The 18,156-nt window shown below is 51.1% G+C and carries 15 protein-coding genes; 4 read left to right on the top strand and 11 right to left on the bottom strand.

From position 1 onward, the window contains the following. Positions 1 to 137: 137 nt before the first annotated feature. Together PN498_RS10290 and PN498_RS10285 are read right to left on the bottom strand one after the other, a co-directional pair. Positions 138 to 2,312, bottom strand: a complete 2,175-nt coding sequence (locus tag PN498_RS10290; RefSeq protein ID WP_272062654.1) for a caspase family protein — start codon at positions 2,310 to 2,312, stop codon at positions 138 to 140. Between the two features lie 147 nt (positions 2,313 to 2,459). Beyond that, complete coding sequence (locus PN498_RS10285; protein ID WP_272062653.1) at positions 2,460 to 3,386, bottom strand: peptidoglycan DD-metalloendopeptidase family protein; 927 nt, start codon at positions 3,384 to 3,386, stop codon at positions 2,460 to 2,462. A gap of 223 nt (positions 3,387 to 3,609) precedes the next feature. On the opposite strand from PN498_RS10285, the gene PN498_RS10280 reads away from it, so the two are divergent. Beyond that, positions 3,610 to 4,827 (top strand): HhoA/HhoB/HtrA family serine endopeptidase, encoded by a 1,218-nt coding sequence (locus tag PN498_RS10280; RefSeq protein ID WP_272062652.1) that lies wholly within the window; start codon positions 3,610 to 3,612, stop codon positions 4,825 to 4,827. Positions 4,828 to 4,841: 14 nt separating this feature from the next. Next, on the top strand, positions 4,842 to 5,342 hold the full coding sequence (locus PN498_RS10275; protein ID WP_272062651.1) for a GNAT family N-acetyltransferase: 501 nt from the start codon (positions 4,842 to 4,844) through the stop codon (positions 5,340 to 5,342). A 16-nt stretch (positions 5,343 to 5,358) separates the two neighbouring features. Here PN498_RS10275 and PN498_RS10270 read toward each other — a convergent pair whose 3' ends face one another. The 4 genes from PN498_RS10270 to PN498_RS10255 form a co-directional block, all read right to left on the bottom strand. Then, the gene (locus PN498_RS10270; RefSeq protein WP_272062650.1) at positions 5,359 to 6,060 is read right to left on the bottom strand and encodes a late competence development ComFB family protein; all 702 of its coding nucleotides are present in this window, start codon (positions 6,058 to 6,060) and stop codon (positions 5,359 to 5,361) included. A 360-nt stretch (positions 6,061 to 6,420) separates the two neighbouring features. Then, a complete protein-coding gene (locus tag PN498_RS10265; protein ID WP_272062649.1) occupies positions 6,421 to 7,101 on the bottom strand; it encodes a PspA/IM30 family protein in 681 nt (226 codons plus the stop codon). 112 nt (positions 7,102 to 7,213) lie between these two features. Beyond that, positions 7,214 to 8,368, bottom strand: a complete 1,155-nt coding sequence (locus PN498_RS10260) for a pyridoxal-phosphate-dependent aminotransferase family protein (RefSeq protein ID WP_272062648.1) — start codon at positions 8,366 to 8,368, stop codon at positions 7,214 to 7,216. A gap of 251 nt (positions 8,369 to 8,619) precedes the next feature. Further along, a complete protein-coding gene (locus PN498_RS10255; protein ID WP_272062647.1) occupies positions 8,620 to 10,038 on the bottom strand; it encodes an N-acetylmuramoyl-L-alanine amidase in 1,419 nt (472 codons plus the stop codon). Positions 10,039 to 10,320: 282 nt separating this feature from the next. Here PN498_RS10255 and PN498_RS10250 point away from each other — a divergent pair, with 282 nt between their 5' ends. After that, the gene (locus tag PN498_RS10250; protein WP_272062646.1) at positions 10,321 to 11,748 is read left to right on the top strand and encodes a phospholipase D-like domain-containing protein; all 1,428 of its coding nucleotides are present in this window, start codon (positions 10,321 to 10,323) and stop codon (positions 11,746 to 11,748) included. A 58-nt stretch (positions 11,749 to 11,806) separates the two neighbouring features. Here the strand turns inward: PN498_RS10250 and upp are convergent, their stop codons facing one another. From upp to PN498_RS10235, 3 genes are all read right to left on the bottom strand, one after another. After that, positions 11,807 to 12,439 carry a uracil phosphoribosyltransferase gene (gene upp, locus PN498_RS10245; RefSeq protein ID WP_272062645.1) on the bottom strand — a complete coding sequence of 211 codons (633 nt, stop codon included), beginning with the start codon at positions 12,437 to 12,439 and terminating at the stop codon, positions 11,807 to 11,809. A gap of 258 nt (positions 12,440 to 12,697) precedes the next feature. Beyond that, complete coding sequence (locus PN498_RS10240; protein WP_272062644.1) at positions 12,698 to 13,933, bottom strand: URC4/urg3 family protein; 1,236 nt, start codon at positions 13,931 to 13,933, stop codon at positions 12,698 to 12,700. Then, positions 13,930 to 15,198: a GTP cyclohydrolase II gene (locus PN498_RS10235; RefSeq protein ID WP_272062643.1), complete on the bottom strand. Its 1,269-nt coding sequence runs from the start codon at positions 15,196 to 15,198 to the stop codon at positions 13,930 to 13,932. Before PN498_RS10235 ends, PN498_RS10240 begins: the two co-directional genes overlap by 4 nt. A gap of 547 nt (positions 15,199 to 15,745) precedes the next feature. Between PN498_RS10235 and PN498_RS10230 the strand changes: the two genes are divergently transcribed. Further along, positions 15,746 to 16,369 (top strand): TMEM165/GDT1 family protein, encoded by a 624-nt coding sequence (locus tag PN498_RS10230; protein ID WP_334312241.1) that lies wholly within the window; start codon positions 15,746 to 15,748, stop codon positions 16,367 to 16,369. 88 nt (positions 16,370 to 16,457) lie between these two features. Here the strand turns inward: PN498_RS10230 and PN498_RS10225 are convergent, their stop codons facing one another. Both PN498_RS10225 and PN498_RS10220 read right to left on the bottom strand, forming a co-directional pair. Next, on the bottom strand, positions 16,458 to 17,216 hold the full coding sequence (locus PN498_RS10225) for a nickel/cobalt transporter (protein WP_272062642.1): 759 nt from the start codon (positions 17,214 to 17,216) through the stop codon (positions 16,458 to 16,460). Positions 17,217 to 17,323: 107 nt separating this feature from the next. Next, complete coding sequence (locus tag PN498_RS10220; RefSeq protein ID WP_272062641.1) at positions 17,324 to 18,121, bottom strand: MlaE family lipid ABC transporter permease subunit; 798 nt, start codon at positions 18,119 to 18,121, stop codon at positions 17,324 to 17,326. Positions 18,122 to 18,156: the final 35 nt, after the last annotated feature.

The raw sequence follows: 18,156 nt of genomic DNA, 5'->3' as shown, positions 1-18,156 counted from the left end.
GCTGATGAGCATCCAAAGACCGCCCAATAAGATAGCGATCGCAATGACGGCCAATAGTGCATCTAAATTAGGTGTATTTTCCATGGTTCTTGAACGGTAGAGAATTGAGACAATCAGGAGTAGGAAAAGCAATCGCGTTAAACAACGTCAAATGTGATAGACAAAGCGGCTAGCTGAGTCACGCTAACAGGTTGGACTGATGGGGAAGTGTTGCTGTCAGTGGCACTAATATCGTCCAGTAAGCCGTTGACGACATCGGTTGGGTCACTAATACCGAGGGGGCCGCGACTGATTCCGGTGTCATCTGCGATCGCCTGCAACCCTCTCAGCGCATTGTCTAATGGATTGCTGCTAGCGACAATCAAAACTTCAGTTGTCCCCTTAGGTTCCTGGGTTACCAGTCGGAACGAATCAGTCACGGGATTGGGGAGCTGCAGCGTTTCCCCTGCGGGAAGAAGAGTGGCCTCAGTCGAAGCGACCCACTGATTGGGGAAAATGACAGACATTACGCCGCTGGAATCAATTACTAGCACACTGAGATAGAGGTCTCGGTTTTCCTGATTTGTAATTTCAAACCGCAGCGCCGTGCCGAGGGGCAGCACCTCAACGCCAGGACGGGGAGCGGATTGATTCTCTCCGCCTCTAACTGTGAACTGTTGAGCATAGACCTCATTCCCTGATTCAGGAATCATGGCGACGTTGAGATTCAGGCGAGAGGAACCGGGATTCAGCGTGAGTTTGACCATGCGAGCGGCAAAGAGCGATCTCAATTTGGATTGGAGTCGAGTCACGGCTGCCGCTATTGATTCTCCAGGATTGCCGTAGGAATCTGGTACGAGGTCCAGCCCTTGGGAAAATAGACCGATGCTGTTTTCTAGAGGTAAACCGGGTTGATCGGCCAATTCTTGACGATAAGCGGCGGTCATGCGGCCCAGCACATAGTGAACTTCGCGATCGCCTAAAGCCAACGGTTCAACGCGGGGTGCTGCCAACAAAGCCGTACGAGCAGCTTCAATGTCTTCTCCTAAAGACTCATCCAAGCCAATACGCAGGGTGACATCTGTAGGAACGCCCCGTATCTGCTCTTGAAGTAGTAATCCGGTTGGCAGCGTAGTTTCTTCTAATAATCGACCCTTGCCAATTAACCCCTGTCGTTGGGTCAAGCGTACCAGTCCCCGTGATTGACCCGCATTATCAACGCCTGACAGAACAGCCCCTTCACCAAAGACCTCTAAGCTGTGCGGATCAACGCCGCCTAGCCAAACCTCAACCTCGCCACTGGCTATGTTAGTGACCACGGCTTCAGCTGGAGCAGTTGCCTTCTGGGTGAAGTAGATCGGTACGTTATCGAAACTGCTGCCAGGCTGAGTTTCGAACTGGGGTTCTTGATTACTAAAGGAAACCTGAGTTGTGGTGCGAGCGACGTTACCAAGGGTGCTATTAAAGGAAGTTGTTCCGGTTTGTTGCCATAAATACTGGGTTAAGACAAACGTAAAGGCCCCTGCATAGAAATCTTCAAACGGAGCATCAGCAGCGTACTGATTGCGGCGAGCGGAGGCGATCGCCACGCCTTTGGCAATCCCTTCACGGCGGCGACGAATAAATTCTTCAGGACTTATATTGAGGCGCGATCGCAGATCGTCCTGATAGGCTAGCTCAACCTCGCTCATCGTCAGATCGCTCCCTCCAGGCCGAGCGCGGATGATCAAATTGCCTCGTTTAGCCCCGCCGGAGTGGCAGCTATCCAACACCATCGTGAAGTTTTCGGTGGGAATAGCGCTGCCCAGTAAAAAAATTGTGTGGCCCGTAATGTCATCTACAGCTCCGCCACTGCGCGGAAAACCTGCAGGTAACGGACTATCCACCGGAACCAAGGTACTGTTGAGGCCATCCGGGAAATCCTGATCAGGATCGACAACTCTGGAACCATGTCCTGAAAAGTGAAAGACAACCACGTCACCAGGTTGTGCTTGTTTAATCAGATGTTCTTCAAAGGTTGTCAGAATGGCGTCGCGGGTTGCCTGCTGATCCGTCAGCTTCACGATGTCATTCGGGTTAAATCCAAAACGATGCACCAGCAGCTGATACTGCATCTCAACATCATTCACACAGCCATACAGTGGGGCAAATAACCCGTCTTGGGGATATTCATTGATGCCGACCAACAGGGCTAGCTTGCGAGGGGTTGATTGAGCTAGAGCACGACCATAGCGATCGCCCCTTAGCATTACATCCCGCTGCGACCAGCCTAGAGCCGCTAAGGTAGCCCCAGCCGTTTGCAGAAAATGACGACGCGAAAATCCCCGTGCCATGGACGTATCCCCCTCAACCCGCTTTGATCAGAACTAAACCGCTCAGTTCTTTCAAGCCTACAGTTGCTGCAAGACAGAATCCTGAAAGGATCAGGATGTTTTCTACTAAGGAAAAAGAGCCGGGGTTTTGAGGCCGCACCGCTTACTTTATCGGATTGCCAACTCTGGGATGTAATCCCCAGGATCACGGGCAATCCACCCTAAATCAGAATTAGTCCGCACTTCAAAATAGACGCTAGTGGTTTCTTCTGTCTGCGGCGCTGCTGCTGCGATGGCTTGTCCTGCGGTTACCTGCTCACCCACGCTAACCGTGGGTGCTGTCACAAACCCGTAGCGGGTTTGTAAACCATCGTCGTGGTTAATAACAATGAGCGTTCCTAGAGTCGCCTCTTCGCCCACATAGGCAACAGTGCCGCTCCCTGCTGCCAAAACCGTCGTTTCCATCGCTGCCTCCAACGTGACGCCGCTGCTGAAGGTCAGTTGATCGACTGCAATATCAGCCTGCCAGCCGTAGCCCTTCACGATAGTCCCCATTGGCGATAGAGGATAAGCAGACAGCGGATCATTGTCCAGATTTGTCTCTTCGACTACGACTCCAGAGGTAGAGTTGGATTCGACTAGCCAGCTAACCCCTGGCACAAAGACACGATTAGGCATGGCTTCAGGGCAGCCGTTGACTTCGAACAAGACATCCGCGCGGGCTTGATAAGCCGCAGCGACGTCTTGCCAAGTTTGACCCTCCGATACAGCCACCTCAACCCCGTTAAACGGTGGGATTCGCAGAGACGTACCGGGCGACACTGCACTTCTCTGGACGGATGGATTCATAGCCATCACAGTCACAGGCAACAGGCCATAGTCTGCTGCAATGCTATCGATGGTTTCGCCTGATGCGACTTGATGAGATTGAACTCGTGAGAGTACTGGTACGGGACAAAGGTCAGCGGTCGTTTGCGCGATCGCGGCTGACCCGAGGAGGGAAAAACTCACCACTGGCAGACTAGCAACCCCCGTGGAGTAGATAGCGATCCTGCGGCCTATATGGCAAAAAGATTGAATTAGTTTGCGTCTCATCACAGCCCCTCTTGACAGAAACGTGCCATCCCTTTCCTACAAACTGATAGACAGTTGCCCAGGAAAATTGACCTGGAAACTCTGACTTTCTTTGTCATGACCTCATATAGCGTAGCTAAAAGCACCGTCCTCAGAGACAGAGTGGGGGGTGATCGCCTATTCCCCGATAATCTTCGCTAAAGTAGATTTATTCAAAATGCACCAAATAGCTGGGAGAATTGCGATGGGCTTGGCTCTGAAGCAAATTGGGCTGACCGCCGCTACTCTTATTGTAGGTTGTGGCGTTGGCTGGGCTGGACATCAATATTGGAATGCACAAAAGTCCTCAACGGAAAGTTTTGCTGAAGAAGCCCCTGTCGTGCAAGCTGCGCTGAATCGCCCAGAAGTGGTTGAACCACCTGCGGTTGCCCTAGTACCACCCGCTCAAACCAATCCCAACTTCATTGCCGATGCTGTCAACCGAGTCGGTGCTGCTGTCGTGCGGATTGATGCCGAGAATGTTGATGCTGGTGTCCCTGAAGCGTTTGAAAATCCCTTCTTTCGACGCTTTTTTGGCGATGAAATGCCAATGCCTGAACCTTTTCAGCAAGGAACCGGCTCAGGCTTTATTATTTCGACCGATGGTCGCATCATTACGAATGCTCATGTTGTTGAGGGGGCGAGCAAGGTTACTGTCACGATGACGGATGGCCGCTCGTTTGAAGGTACTGTCGTCGGCACTGATAAGGTGACGGATGTCGCTGCAATTAAGATTGATGCTCAATCGATGCCGTCGGTTGTGTTTGGGAGCACCGAAGACCTGTCTCCGGGGCAATGGGCGATCGCCATTGGTAATCCCTTAGGCCTTGACAACACCGTTACGGCGGGCATCATCAGTGCGTTAGGCAGAAGCAGTTCTGAAGTCGGCATTCCAGACAAGCGAGTTCAGTTCATTCAGACGGATGCAGCGATCAATCCGGGTAATTCAGGCGGCCCTTTGCTCAATGATCGGGGCGAAGTTATTGGTATGAACACCGCTATTCGGAAAGAAGCTCAGGGGCTTGGATTTGCCATTCCGGTCGAAACCTTTAATCGGATTGCGACTCAGCTTTTTGAGGAAGGTGAAGTTCAGCATCCGTATTTAGGTATTCAGATGATTGTGCTGACGCCTGAAGTGCGCGATCGCATTAACACCGAAGGTGAACTGGAAATGGCCATTAATGACGATTCAGGCGTTTTGATTGTGCGTGTGATGGAGGATACGCCAGCTGCCTCTGGTGGGCTGAAGCCGGGTGATGTTATTCAACGAGTGGGTGACAACATTGTGGAGACGCCTGCTGATGTGCAATCCCAGGTCGATGCTAGCGAAATTGGTCAGCCGCTTAATGTGGAAATAAAACGCGGCGATGAACTTCAAACCATTGCTATCCGTCCGATGCCTTTACCGGCTCAGTTACAGTAGGCTGGCATTCGGTCATGACTCAGATAATGATTCGTCCCGCAGAGGAGTCTGATCTATCTGCAATTCTTGACATCTATAACGACGCAATTCTTAACACCACTGCCGTTTATGACTATCAACCTCATACCCTCTCAATGCGGCAGAATTGGTTTGCGGCTAAGCAGGCTGGAGGCTTTCCTGTCTTAGTTGCAGAATTAGAAAACCACGTTGCGGGTTTTGCCGCTTTGGGGACTTTCCGAACCTGGGATGCCTATCGCTATACGGCTGAGAATTCTGTTTACGTGGCTCCCCATTGCCGAGGGCGAGGTATCGGTAAACGCTTGCTAGGCCGACTAATAGAAGAAGCTCAAATGATGGGGCTACATGCGATCGTGGCAGGGATCGATGCAGATAACGCTGTTAGTTTGAAGCTGCATGAGCACTATGGATTCCAAGAAGTTGCTCATTTTCGTCAAGTCGGTTACAAGTTCGATCGCTGGCTGGACTTAAAATTTCTCCAGAGGATATTTGAATAACTTTCTAATGCATCGCCTAGCGAGCGTTTTCTCCAAATCCTCCATCTTCTGAACCGCTGTGAGGATGGCGAGGCCGCCAGCTCAGACGACTGCCATAGGTTCCAGGGCGCCAGGTTGTATCGTGATCAGGGTCATCTTGCGGCGGTTCGGTCGGATACGTGCGTCTTCTCTCTGGCGGTGGAGGCGGAGGCGGTGGTGGTATGCTCGATTGCTTCCGGCTTGAACGCCGACGATATTGCAGCCTCTGAATCTCTTTTAGAGCTGATTTCCAGGTCAGATCAGGAGTCTTTAAGAACTCTCTCAGGGCTTGTAAGACAGCTTCTTCTTCTTGGTTGAGCTGTAGAGGCTGAGATAGGCGAATAGGATCAACCTGCACTGCAGCAAATGCCTGTCGTACCGCGCTCAGGACCTGGGGCTTGAGTTCACGCTGGGCACGCTCATATTGATGTTGCAACCCCTTTTCGCTGGAGGCATAGAGGGACGGTAGCCGATTCAGCGCAAACGTTTCTACCTCAATGCGCTTGATATACTTGGAAACGCGCTCTGGTAGATTGTCTAGCTGACGAGACACCTCTTCAGCAACTAATAGCTCCATGACATTGATGTAGAGCTTTTGATGAGCAGTCCTGGCTTCACCACCCATAATCCAAACCTGTAGGAGAATTCTAATCGCTGGCGATCGCTTATCAGCTCGTATCAGTAGCTTAGCTACAAGCAACCACCCAGATGCACCTGCTGCCTACCGAGAATCCGAAACATCTACCATTGCACTGGTTCATAAGTCAGCGAGAAAGTTGATGCAATGATTCAAGCTTGTGCTTAAAAACTGTCCCCATGCCTATGGACATTATTCAGCGGTAAGCGATTCTAACGTAAAAGAGACATCAAAAGTTACGGCGGCATGTCCTAACCCATTGATCTAGGGATCCCTGACTAAAGAGATCACATGATAGCGACGATGTCTATATTCTTCCATTATGCCATCCGTAGAAGTTATCAAAAGAGATACAAAACTATCCGAGTAAGAAGTCTTCAATGACTTTATTGAAAAAATCGTAAAAAGTAGATTTTCAGGGCATTACTTCTCCGGAAGTTGCGCTCTCATGACCGTTAGTTCAGCTTCAATAGCATCTTCTTCGGATTGCTCCAGAGCGGCAAATTTACTGTCTAAGGACTGACTTTCAAGTGTCTGATTTAGTTCTGCCATGGCGTCAGCTTGAGCCTCTAAATTCAGCACTTTATCTTCCATTTGCCCCAATACCCCAATGGAGTTTTGACTGCTAACTTGTCCAATCATGTCTTGAATTCGTTGGGAAGCCTCAGCAGAACGGGCACGAGCAATGTACATGTCTCGGCGAGTGCGAGCGTCTGCAATTTTGACTTCTAAGTCCCTCATGTTAGTTTTGAGTCTGCCGATCACTGTTTTTTGATCGCTGACGTGACCTTCGAGTTGAGAGAGCATTTTCAAATAGGCATGACGCTGAGCCAGGGCTTCACGAGCTGTCAACTCATCACTTTTATGTAGAGCCAACTGAGCACGGTTGTACCATTCCTGGGCAAGAGTTTCGGTTTGATGACACTGCCGTTCAGTTCGTTTTTGGGTCGCGATCGCCTGAGCCACTGATTGCCGCAGCTGAATCAGATCCGACTGCATACCGCTGACTGCCTGGTCTAACAGTTTTTCGGGATCTTCTGACTCCTGGACCCAGCTATTGACCTGAGAACGAACGATTCGAGCTAAACGCCCCAAAACGCCCATAATCTGTCGTCCTCCTCAGTAAATATCCTCTCTTAGCACGATAGCAGGGCTGTTTAAGAATAGGCTAAGCCAACAGACAGAGAGGGGCATAGCACTGCCATGCCCCTAGCGATCACGCAGCTGTGAGAACCGATTGAGCGGCCATCAAACCGGCACCAGGCGTAAACCCGTTCGCGCCAAGTTTTGCCAGTGTCGCTTCTAAGGCAGCAACTGCGGTCAAAATATCGCGATCGCTAACAAAGCCGAGGTGGCCTATGCGAAAGATCTTGCCCTTGAGATGATCCTGTCCGCCCGCCAAGGCAATATCAAACTCCTGCTTCATGACAGAGCGAATCTGCTCAGCCTCTACTGACTGGGGCATGACTGCTGTCACCGCCGGACTCGCGACATCATCTGCCGTAAAGAGCGGTAGCCCTAAAGCCTTCATTGCCTCACGGATGGCCTGCTGAAGTCTGGCATGGCGAGCAAAAATATTTTCCAGTCCCTCGTCCTGCATCATCTTAAGGGCGACTTGAATGGCAAAAAACAGACTGACAGGTGGCGTAAAAGGCGTCATGTTCTTCGCCGCACTTTTGCGGTAAGGACCCAAGTCGAAATAGAACTTGGGGATGTCGGACCGCTCATAGGCTTGCCAAGCGCGATCGCTCATCGTGACAAAGCCCAGCCCCGGCGGAATCATATAGCCTTTCTGAGATCCCGAAGCAACGACATCCAAGCCCCACTCGTCTACAGGAACGCTACAGGCCCCCAGACTGGTGACAGCATCAACCAAAATCAAGGCTTCACCGTGGGTCTTAACGTGAGCAGCGATAGTTTGCAGGTCATTTAAGACCCCCGTAGAGGTCTCACTGTGGGTCACCAAAACCGCTTTAATCGCTTTCTCTGTATCGGCTTCGAGGGCTGCCTTAAAAGCATTGGGATCTAGCGGCTTACCCCACTCCGCTTCGATTACATCAACTTTGAGACCGAAGGCCTGACAAACCTTGACCCAGCGATCACCAAACTTACCGTTGCTACCAACCAAAACGCGATCGCCCACACTCAAAACGTTGATGATGCCTGCTTCCATCGCACCTGTGCCGCTAGCCGACAGCATCAGCACGTCATTCTGAGTTTGGTGAAGCCATTTCAGTCCCTCAACAACTTCACCCATGAGTTGGCTAAATTCGCCACTGCGATGGCCGATAAGGTGTTGGGCTTGGGCAAGCAAAACTCTCTCGGGGACCGGGGTCGGCCCCGGAATCATCAGCATAAACTTGTCTTCCATAGACGTGCCTATCAAATCACTATTGCCAAACAAGGGCGTACCCCAGCATTGCATAAGATAGTGAATTCGATTCAAACCTTTGAAGTGTTGTCACGGCATAGGACAAGCAGAAGCAGGCTGAATTGAAGTCCACCGAAGGAAACACAAATTTAAGATTCGCAGTGCCTTTCACGGGTAATGTATCAAGGAAATCCAGGCTTAACAAAGCCTGTACTCGACTGGACTTGCTGAGGGCAACACTTTCCGTTCACCTACCGCCGATACGGTTCTAGGTATTGCAAAATGCCGCGCGTGATGGCTTGGGCCATGCGCTCTTGCCAAGCCGGATCTCGGAGTTTCACGACATCTTCAGCGCCGGTGACGAAACCTAACTCAAGGAGGGCAGCGGGCATTGCGGTGTTGCGGAGGACGTAAAAACGAGCCTGTTTGACGCCGCGATTGCCGAGTCCAGAGGCGGGCTGAACGTTAGCGTGGATGATGCTGGCCAGCTGTCGTCCACTTTCAGAATAGTAGTAAGTTTCAACCCCATTAACATCGGGACGACTAAGACTAATGGCGTTGGCATGGATGCTGAGAAAAATAGTGGCGTTGGTATTGTTGGCGATCGCCACCCTCGGCTCCAAGTCCAATGTGAGATCGCTCGTACGGGTCATCACAACATCAACGCCAGCCTCCCGCAAAAGTTCAGCTACGCGCATGGAAACAGGAAAGACCACATTCTTCTCTTGCAGTCCACCAATGCCAACCGCACCAGGGTCACGGCCTCCGTGACCGGGATCAATGGCAACTAAAATCCGTCCGTTGTTGACGCTGGGTGGCAGGATTGGCGGCTGAGAGGGTTGGGGAATTGCGGGCGGCGGCGAACTAGGGGGCACCGCAATGGTTGGATCAACAGCTTGAGGGCGATCTGGAATAGAGCTAATAGAAACACCACTGGGTGGAATGATGACCAGTCCCTTCTGATTACCGATGTTAGTGGGGGTGATTTCCCAATCCGGGCTGTTGGGAGACAGTGTCATCACGATTCGCGTCGTCAGGTTTTGATTGTCCTGCGTGATATCCCATCGGCTAACGCTGTAGCGGTTGCGGGGTAGCGATTCGGCATCCAAAAAGGGCGAAATTGAGGTATTGAACAGATCGATGATGATCTGACGTTCCTCGCCGCGATCGCCCCGTCGCTCTAAGTTGATCGTCGGAATTTGCCCGCTGGTGCGGACAAAGAAACCATCAGGAGTTGCCCGTACGTTTGACAGAAACGTTGTGGCGTCATTCGAAAAGTCGCCTGTAACTGAGTTGCCAGCATTTGCAGTGGGGGCGGTTTCAGAGACCTCAGGCTGGGGTAGCTGCACAACCCAGCGATTACCTCGTATGCCCCGGACTTCAATATCACGAGGATTTACCGTATAGCCAGCACTGAGTTCAATGACTAATCGTGCCGTTCGAGCGTCAAATTGCCCTGACCTTACCTCTCGGATGGCACCCCCGATCGCTTGATTCGTCGGTGGGCGTCCTAAGGTTGTTCCTGGTAGGTCAATCACAATCCGTGTAGGATTGAACACCATTTGTGCCCTAGGTCGCACAGCGCTATCAGTCGTAAAAACGAGTTGGTTCTCGCGAGCATCAAACCACCAAGACTCAAGCTGAGCGGCTTCTGCTGGCAGAGTGAACATCAGAGCACTCGTTATGCCAAGACTCGGAACTAGCCAATCAAATCGCAATCCGATGTTTCCTACCACAGAACTCCGCAATTTAGACGACGGTTTATCGCCTTATCTGTGCCAGTGTTGACTGACAATTTTGCAAGGTTCGTGCCTTGCGGTTTCAAAGTCTAGCGTAGGAACGTGAGTTCTTGAGAGACTGCTCGACAAATTTCCGTAATCTTTCGAGGTTATCCCTAGATTTACGCTGGGCGCAATAGACGCAATCAATACAGTCATTAGGTTGTGCATTCTATGGTTCGTCAAAAAGGGCAGTGGATCGCGATCGCCGTAATTGGCGTGGTGCTAGCCCTCAGCTTTCACCACTGGCTCGTGGGTTCAGCCCAACTGTCGCTCGCGCACCCTCTGCTGCAGGATCCCTATATACAGGTCTACTTCAATCAATCCCGGGCAAATGCTTATAGTGATCCTTATCGTCGAATTCAACGCCACGGCGATGATTTGGAACAGGTGATTGTGGCGGCGATCGCGACTGCTACAACCTCTATTGATGTTGCGGTTCAAGAGATTAACTTGCCGAGAATTGCCGTCGCCCTGCGCGATCGTGCCCGCTCTGGCGTCACGGTTCGGGTCATTGTCGAAAATCAGTACAACCGCGTCTGGCGTCCCCTAGCCGATTTTCAATCCGCGCCACTGGATGACTATCAGCAAGCTAAACATTCAGAGCGACAGCAGCTCATTGATGCCAATCGGGATGGCAGAATCACTGCTCAAGAATTGGATCAAGGCGACGCAATTCGCATTCTTCAGAAAGCGGATGTGCCGTTACTGGACGATACCGCTGACGGTTCCAAAGGGAGCGGTCTGATGCACCACAAATTCATGGTGGTGGATGGCAGAACTGTGCTGTTGGGGTCTGCGAACTGGACGTTAAGCGGCATCCACGGCGATTTTGCCCATAAGGAAAGCCGAGGCAATGCCAACGCTTTACTCAAGATCGACAGTCCTGAGTTAGCCGCTGTCCTAGAAGATGAGTTCGAGATGATGTGGGGAGATGGACCTCAGGGCAAAGAGGACAGTCTGTTTGGCTTACAGAAACCCCTGCGATCGCCCCGCACCATCAGCCTGCCGGGTGCTCAAATAACTGTGCAATTTTCCCCCGTGTCTGAGAGCAAGCCCTGGGAGCAAAGCGTCAATGGTTTGATTAGCCAAATGCTAGCTCAGGGGACCAGCAGTATTGATTTAGCACTGTTCGTATTTTCGGACCAGGGGATTAGCGATCGCCTAGCTCAGAAGTCTCAGGCGGGTGTTGCTGTCCGAGCGCTGGTTGATCGCAATTTTATTTACCGCAGCTACAGCGAAGCTTTAGATATGCTCGGTACTGCTGTTCCTGATCACCGCTGCAAATACGAAGCCAATAATCGACCGTGGACGGTTCCCATTTCTCAGGTGGGTACGCCCAACCTACCAGAGGGCGACAAACTGCATCATAAGTTCGCGCTCATTGATGACTACACGGTCATCATCGGTTCCCATAACTGGAGCGCCGCTGCTAATCACAACAACGATGAAGACCTCCTGATTATCCGCAATCCGACCGTCGCTGCCCATTTTCGTCGCGAGTTTGATCGCCTCGCTGAGCACGCCGACATGGGTCTTACGAAATCGCTACAAAACTACGTTCAGCGCCAACGAAAGAGATGTGGTGGAGGGCAATCATGACGGTGGCTTTTGGGGGTGGTTTAATGTCTCGCCATTGGGGCTTTGTTAAACCTACCGTTTACTTGGTGCCGAACATGCGATCGCCCGCATCCCCCAATCCCGGCAGAATGTAACCCTGATCGTCCAACTGTTCATCAATGGCGGCGGTGAATATGGGAACATCGGGATGCTCTTCATGAAAATGGGCAATACCTTCAGGGGCGGCGAGGAGACAAACGAATTTGATGGACTGGGGGAGAGTTTCTTTAAGACGGTAAACAGCAGCGACGGCAGAGTTTCCTGTGGCTAACATGGGATCAACCACCAGCATGTCTCGTCCGTGAACGTCGTCTGGCACTTTGAAGTAATACTCCACTGGAATATGGGTTCTGGGATCTCGATAGAGACCGATGTGACCAACACGAGCTGAAGGTATGAGCTGCAACATGCCGTCTAGAATCCCCTGTCCGGCCCGCATGATGGAGATGAGAACGAGCTTTTTGCCTGCCAGCACGGGGGCGTCCATTGAGGCTAGAGGCGTTTCAATGAGAACTTTTTCGAGGGGCATACTGCGGGTGACCTCATAAGCCAACAACATGCTGATCTCACCTAGAAGCTGGCGAAATTTAGCAGTGCTGGTATCTTTTTGCCGCATTAGCGTGAGCTTATGTTGGATCAGCGGATGGTCAATCAGGGTCACAGAGTTGTTCATAGAAGGGGTTAAAAAATAAGGGTCTGAGGAGCAGAGAGCAGGAAAGGGTTACCTAGCAGCCTTATCAAGGCCATGTTCAGAGCGCTATTGGCTGAAGAGAGATTGCTGTGGCTTGCAGACTGGGGGTTGTAGTGCGTTCAGGACAAAATAGTGAGCTATTTATGGCGGTTTGGAACCCAGTGAACCCCAGCGGCATTAAACACGGATGGGCAAGTCTTGTGATCTAGAGAAATCTGGGGCAATAGAAGCGGGCAAGGATTAGAAAACGGTGCCGTCGCTTTGAATCGTGATGGGGGGTGCCCCAGTTTCAGGCCTGAGGTGTTTGGCAATACGACGCCCAGCTGTCCAGGTGCCGCCTTGCAGGATTTTGATCAGGGGGAGTTCATCAGCCGTTTTGTTGAGCTGGGTGCGAACCCGATCGCCTACCCGATCTAACATCATTACCGTTAGTGCTCGCCATTCAACCACGATAGGTGAACTTGGCAGGTGAGCATCTTTGATGACAGCAGGATGTTTCGGAATCAGCAGTCCCAGATCGACACACAGACCCCCGTTGCGATATTCCGCTAATCCTGTTAGGGCATTGAGATTTTGAACGGTGAGTCCTGCTGTCTGCAAGGGTTCTACCAAAGAGTAAGTGAGCCACTGAGAAAGCTTGTGCAAGGGCACTAAATTGGAGCCGAGATCAGTCTCTGGTAGTGCCGGATGGGGCCAAACGTCGCCCAGATTAGTTTGAGCGATCGCGACTCTGCCGGGCCAAATGGAACTAAAGCTCTCCAACACGTCTGTCAGCAACTTTCCAGCATCCAGCGTTTGACCAAAAGCAGACTGCCAATAGTCCAACAAATTTCCAGGTCGAGGACAGTAATCACCAAAGCGCTGGGGCTGAGAGGCAATCGTTTCACCTAACTGATGGAGCAGCGTGAGGCGACCCGACAGTCCGACTAGGGGATTGTCAGCAGTGACCTGAAAGATGGCAGCTAGATCGGTTTCAGTGAGCTTTTGCAGCGCGGTGGCATCGACTTGGTAGGGTGCTTTGGGATCAGACGAGAAAAGTCCTTTTTGAAATGCGCGAAGACTCGCGACAGCCAGCCCTTCGGAACGACTCAGGGTTTGATCGACATCGTGGTCGTAATAGCGCCACTGGCTGCCTGCGCCTGCATCTAGCAAGACGCTGATAATGGCTAGGTCCAACCGCGATCGCGCGGCCTCTTCTAGCAACAAACCTGATAACGCTGCATTCAGCGCAGGCAAACGGGAAACGCCATCCGTATCGAAATGACGCCAACGGCTATGGAAAGGGACATCGAAATTAGGATAGTCCTGCTGCGTTGTCTTAATCACGTAGTCTGCAACGGGGTCTAGCTGAGCCAGATCGCAGGCAAAATGGTCGAGTTGATCCGCCTGACATAGCTCGAAAAGGTCGTGGCAGCGTTCGCGAATGGCCTGAGGCTGACGAAGATAAGCGATCGCAGTGTGTTCGTCGGGCGTCATTGCACATCCTCATATTGCCGACCAATCGTTTGTGCTAGGTCGGATTCATCAGGAACGTCATCCTCGGTATAGTAACCTGCGGCTTTCTTTGCGTTAATTTCGACCTGAGCGTCTGCAGGAATGAGGTCCTCTGGAATGGTGACGCGCTCTACGATCTCGATGCCGGATTCAGTAACGGCATCGTACTTCAGATTGCTCATGGAGACGAACTGGTCAATGCGAGTCATTCCTAGCCAGTGCATCACATCGGGCATTAGTTCTTGAAAACGCATATCTTGAACGCCTGCAACGCACTCCGTACGAGCGAAGTAAGTATCAGCGCGATCGCCTCCCTCCTGTCGCTTGCGAGCATTGTAGACCAGGAACTTAGTCACCTCGCCCAAAGCCCGGCCTTCTTTGCGAGCATAAATAACGACTCCGGCACCGCCTGCCTGAGCTGTCGTCAGAGCGACCTCAATGCCGTGTACTAAATAGGGGCGGCAGGTACAGATATCGGAGCCAAAAACATCAGAGCCGTTGCATTCATCATGGATGCGAACGGCTAGAGGCCGTTCTGGATCAGTAATAGCGTCAAGATCGCCCAGAATATAAACCGTATGTCCACCAATCGGCGGTAAGAAAACCTCTAAGTCAGGGCGCGTCACTAATTCTGGGAACATCCCGCCGGTTTGTTCAAACAAAGTCCGACGCAAATCGCTTTCAGCCACGCCAAATCGATGGGCAATACCCGGTAAGTGCCAAACGGGTTCGATCGCCGCTTTTGTCACAACCAGTTCGCCACCAGGCTTCAAAATCTTGCCATCAACGTTGAGGCGTCCCTTCGTAACGGCTTCCTGGAGTTCAGGCAAGTTGATGTGAGCTTTTGTGATGGCGATCGAAGGACGAATGTCATAGCCTTGTGCCCGAAGGTCTGAGAATAGGCCGTTGTCAAGGGCACCAAAGGGATCAAGCGAGACAATTTTGTGAGGATCACCCCAACTCGGGTGAGGGCCAATCGCCGTCGTTGGTGCTGTATTGGTTAGGTCAGCGCGATGGTCGCGTTCTAAACTGCCGCTCGCGATCGCCAGTGCTCGATAAACCGCATAGCCGCCTGAATGCGTCCCAATTGCGTTGCGATGTGAGCGATTCCCTAACGTTGCAATAACAGGGCCTCGCTCGTTGGGATCAGGCTTCCCCCACTGAATAGGACATGCTTGGTTGCCAGATTGCCCAGGGTGAGAGGTCAGAACAATGTGCTTATGGCGCGGTGACTTAGCCGATGTCATCGTAGAGTCCCTTTGACGTAAAGATTGAACCTATCTTGTCAAAGTACCTCAGACTGTATTGCAAATTGCAATGTTTCGGTGGGAAGAGATAGATCAAAGGGCAGGAAAACCGCTCTACTTGTTTACTGGTTCGGGGGTTGAGATCAACCCTTGATTTGACTACAGTCTTTTGAAAGCGATCGCTTTTAAAGCCTGAAAGCGGGTATTAAAACCTTGATTCGAAGTTATTCAAATATGAATTAAAAATGAGTAAAAATGGCTGGCTGAATATCAAAAAACAAATCGGTTGTGAGTTTAAAGGCCTTTTTTGTGAGGCTTTTTCATGGTAGTATTGCAATTAATGAAGGGGAGTAGCTCTGACTTTCTGTGAAGGTCAATGTGTCTGAATCAACATGCTGACGATGAGTCTGGTTCAGGCAGCAAGTTGCAAGTTGCAAGTGATTTGTTAGCGAGACCTTCACCGAGTCCACTAGTTGAGATGGGCTTGGTGGGGGCTTTTGAGTTTTCCGTCAAGCCTGCTCAATGGTTACTTAATTGAGAGGTAGATATGACTATACTGACAGGCTTTACTGCCGGACTCAGTCTGATTACACTGTCAGAATTGGGTGATAAGACTTTTTTTATTGGTGCCATTTTATCGATGAAACACCCTCGCCGTTGGGTGTTTTTGGGAGTCACAGCTGCTCTATTCTTGATGACGATTCTATCGGTTCTGTTAGGGCAAATAGCAACCCTTTTGCCGCGACATTATGTTCAAGCGTTAGTCATTACTCTTTTTTTGGGTTGCGGTATCAAGCTTTTATATGATGCGAGTCGATTATCTGCGCCGATGGGATTGTCTGGTGAACAGGAAGAGGCTTTAGAGGCTATTGAGCAACGAGAGCAAGGCGTGGTGAGGTGGACGATAGGCAGTGTTTTGATAGAGGCGTTTAGTCTGACCTTTGTGGCTGAGTGGGGCGATCGCACTCAGCTCGCAACAATGACACTGGCGGCGGCTCACCATCCAGTGGGTGTTGTGGCAGGGGCAACATTGGGGCATGCAGTGTGCGCAGCGATCGCGGTCGCGTGCGGCAAGCTAATTGCTGGACGGATTTCAGAGCGACTGCTCGCAGGATTAGGCGGTACTTTATTTATTCTCTTTGGTTTAATTGCCGCTTGGGATATGGCCTAGAGAAGGCCGTAGGACGACGCAAGTTTGACTCGATCTACTGCCTCGTAGATCTCTGGGTTAGTCCTATGGGGAAATTTTTTAGGTGACTTTAGCCCATAATGGCTACTGTTGTCAGGCTTAGGCCCAGGCAAACTGTAATAGCGGCGCTGAGTACCGAGAGTTTTTGGATTAAATCGCCTGCAATTGTCATCTGCTCTAACCAACGGCGGGCGTAGACGGCTGTTAATCCCAAGCCTGTCAAAACAGCGGCTAGACCGAGGCTAAATCCGCTGATCAGGACTAGTCCATAGGCCACCTGATGGAGTGCGATCGCGCTGAGCAGCAAAACTAGTGCTGCTGGGCATGGCACTATTCCCCCAGAAATTCCAATCGTTAGAAGAGAAGGCCAGTCGGTAGGAGGATCGTGAGTATGGTCGTGGTTATGAGAATGAGGATGGGCGTGAGGATGTTCAGTGCTGCCTGCACGGAGACGAATCCACAGTAGCCGTAACCCAACCCAACAAATCGTCAATCCACTGAGTGCCCCTAAGACAGGATAGATCTGATCCAGATCAAGGTATTGAGCCGTGATCAGTGTCGTCAAACCTAAGATGAAGACTGTCAAGGTATGGGTAATTGTGGTCGTGATTCCTAGCCAAAGAGCGGCCCCTGGCGTTCCTTGACTGCCCACGAGGTAAGCTCCCACAAGCGCCTTGCCGTGACCCGGGGAGAGAGCATGAACAGCACCCAAGGCGACTGCGATCGCCATACCGGTCGCGATCGCTCCGGTACTCAATGGTGTTTCCAGCAGTCTAGTTAGTTGATGAGCTGCTTCAACATGAGCCAGAATTAGCGTCAGTGTCGTCATGACATCCTCTGCAAGACTGTTTTCAGAATCATAGCGATAACTGATTGAACCATGATCATTCCCTGTGCTCAACTGAACTAGGGGAACTGACGATAGTTATATGAGAATCAAAAGTTACCGATAACGGCACTTCCAGTCCCTTGGAACATGAGCCAAGACAGAAAGAAATTGCTGATAAAAATAGCCAGCAGCGCCGTTACAACCGCTGTTGTTGTGGATTGCCCCACACCCTTAGCACCACCAGACGTTGTTAAGCCCCAGCTACATCCAATGACGGCAATTAAAATGCCAAACACAAACGCTTTGATAATCGCGGTGACCAAATCCCAAATAGACAAAAAATTTTGGGCTGAGTTCACAAAAACGGTTTGCGAGATACCGTACAAATTGGTTGCAATAATAAAGCCGCCCGTCATGCCTGTAATGAAAGACAGCAGGCTTAAAACGGGCAACATCAAGGCACAAGCAACGACTCGCGGGATGACAAGATAGTCAACCGGATCAGTTTTCAGAATTTGTAGGGCATCAATCTGCTCCGTCACTTTCATAGTGCCAATTTCTGCAGCAAATGCTGAACCCACGCGCCCGGCTAAAATCACTGCTGTCAATACAGGTGCTAACTCACGTGCCAGCGTCAGAGCCAGAACCCCGCCAACAGCAGTCCCGGCGCCAAAATTTAGGAATTCTCGCGTCACTTGAATAGTGAACACCATTCCTACGAAGCTTGCTGTCAGCAGAGCAATCATCAGTGATTCGGGGCCAACAGCAGCCATTTGATCAATGGTATTGCGATTATGGATAGGGCGGGAAATCAGATGAATAACCACTTGCCCACCTAGCATGACTGCTGCAAATAGGCGGCGTCCCCACTGTGCAAGGCTGGAAAGTTCTACGGCCTGAGCCAAGGAATACCTCTCAAGTGCTATCAATTAAGTGCAAT

It is taken from the genome of Oscillatoria sp. CS-180, assembly GCF_028330965.1.
Lineage (GTDB): Bacteria > Cyanobacteriota > Cyanobacteriia > Phormidesmidales > Phormidesmidaceae > Halomicronema.
Note: the sequence above shows the minus strand (reverse complement) of the source record. Positions and strands in the feature narration are given on the sequence as shown.

What these genes read in the sequence shown, in the direction of transcription:
- PN498_RS10290 (WP_272062654.1), bottom strand. Translation starts at nt 2,312, where the DNA reads ATGGCACGGGGATTTTCGCGTCGTCATTTTCTGCAAACGGCTGGGGCT.
- PN498_RS10285 (WP_272062653.1), bottom strand. Translation starts at nt 3,386, where the DNA reads ATGAGACGCAAACTAATTCAATCTTTTTGCCATATAGGCCGCAGGATC.
- PN498_RS10280 (WP_272062652.1), top strand. Translation starts at nt 3,610, where the DNA reads ATGGGCTTGGCTCTGAAGCAAATTGGGCTGACCGCCGCTACTCTTATT.
- PN498_RS10275 (WP_272062651.1), top strand. Translation starts at nt 4,842, where the DNA reads ATGACTCAGATAATGATTCGTCCCGCAGAGGAGTCTGATCTATCTGCA.
- PN498_RS10265 (WP_272062649.1), bottom strand. Translation starts at nt 7,101, where the DNA reads ATGGGCGTTTTGGGGCGTTTAGCTCGAATCGTTCGTTCTCAGGTCAAT.
- PN498_RS10260 (WP_272062648.1), bottom strand. Translation starts at nt 8,368, where the DNA reads ATGGAAGACAAGTTTATGCTGATGATTCCGGGGCCGACCCCGGTCCCC.
- PN498_RS10255 (WP_272062647.1), bottom strand. Translation starts at nt 10,038, where the DNA reads ATGTTCACTCTGCCAGCAGAAGCCGCTCAGCTTGAGTCTTGGTGGTTT.
- PN498_RS10250 (WP_272062646.1), top strand. Translation starts at nt 10,321, where the DNA reads ATGGTTCGTCAAAAAGGGCAGTGGATCGCGATCGCCGTAATTGGCGTG.
- upp (WP_272062645.1), bottom strand. Translation starts at nt 12,439, where the DNA reads ATGAACAACTCTGTGACCCTGATTGACCATCCGCTGATCCAACATAAG.
- PN498_RS10240 (WP_272062644.1), bottom strand. Translation starts at nt 13,933, where the DNA reads ATGACGCCCGACGAACACACTGCGATCGCTTATCTTCGTCAGCCTCAG.
- PN498_RS10235 (WP_272062643.1), bottom strand. Translation starts at nt 15,198, where the DNA reads ATGACATCGGCTAAGTCACCGCGCCATAAGCACATTGTTCTGACCTCT.
- PN498_RS10230 (WP_334312241.1), top strand. Translation starts at nt 15,746, where the DNA reads ATGACTATACTGACAGGCTTTACTGCCGGACTCAGTCTGATTACACTG.
- PN498_RS10225 (WP_272062642.1), bottom strand. Translation starts at nt 17,216, where the DNA reads ATGACGACACTGACGCTAATTCTGGCTCATGTTGAAGCAGCTCATCAA.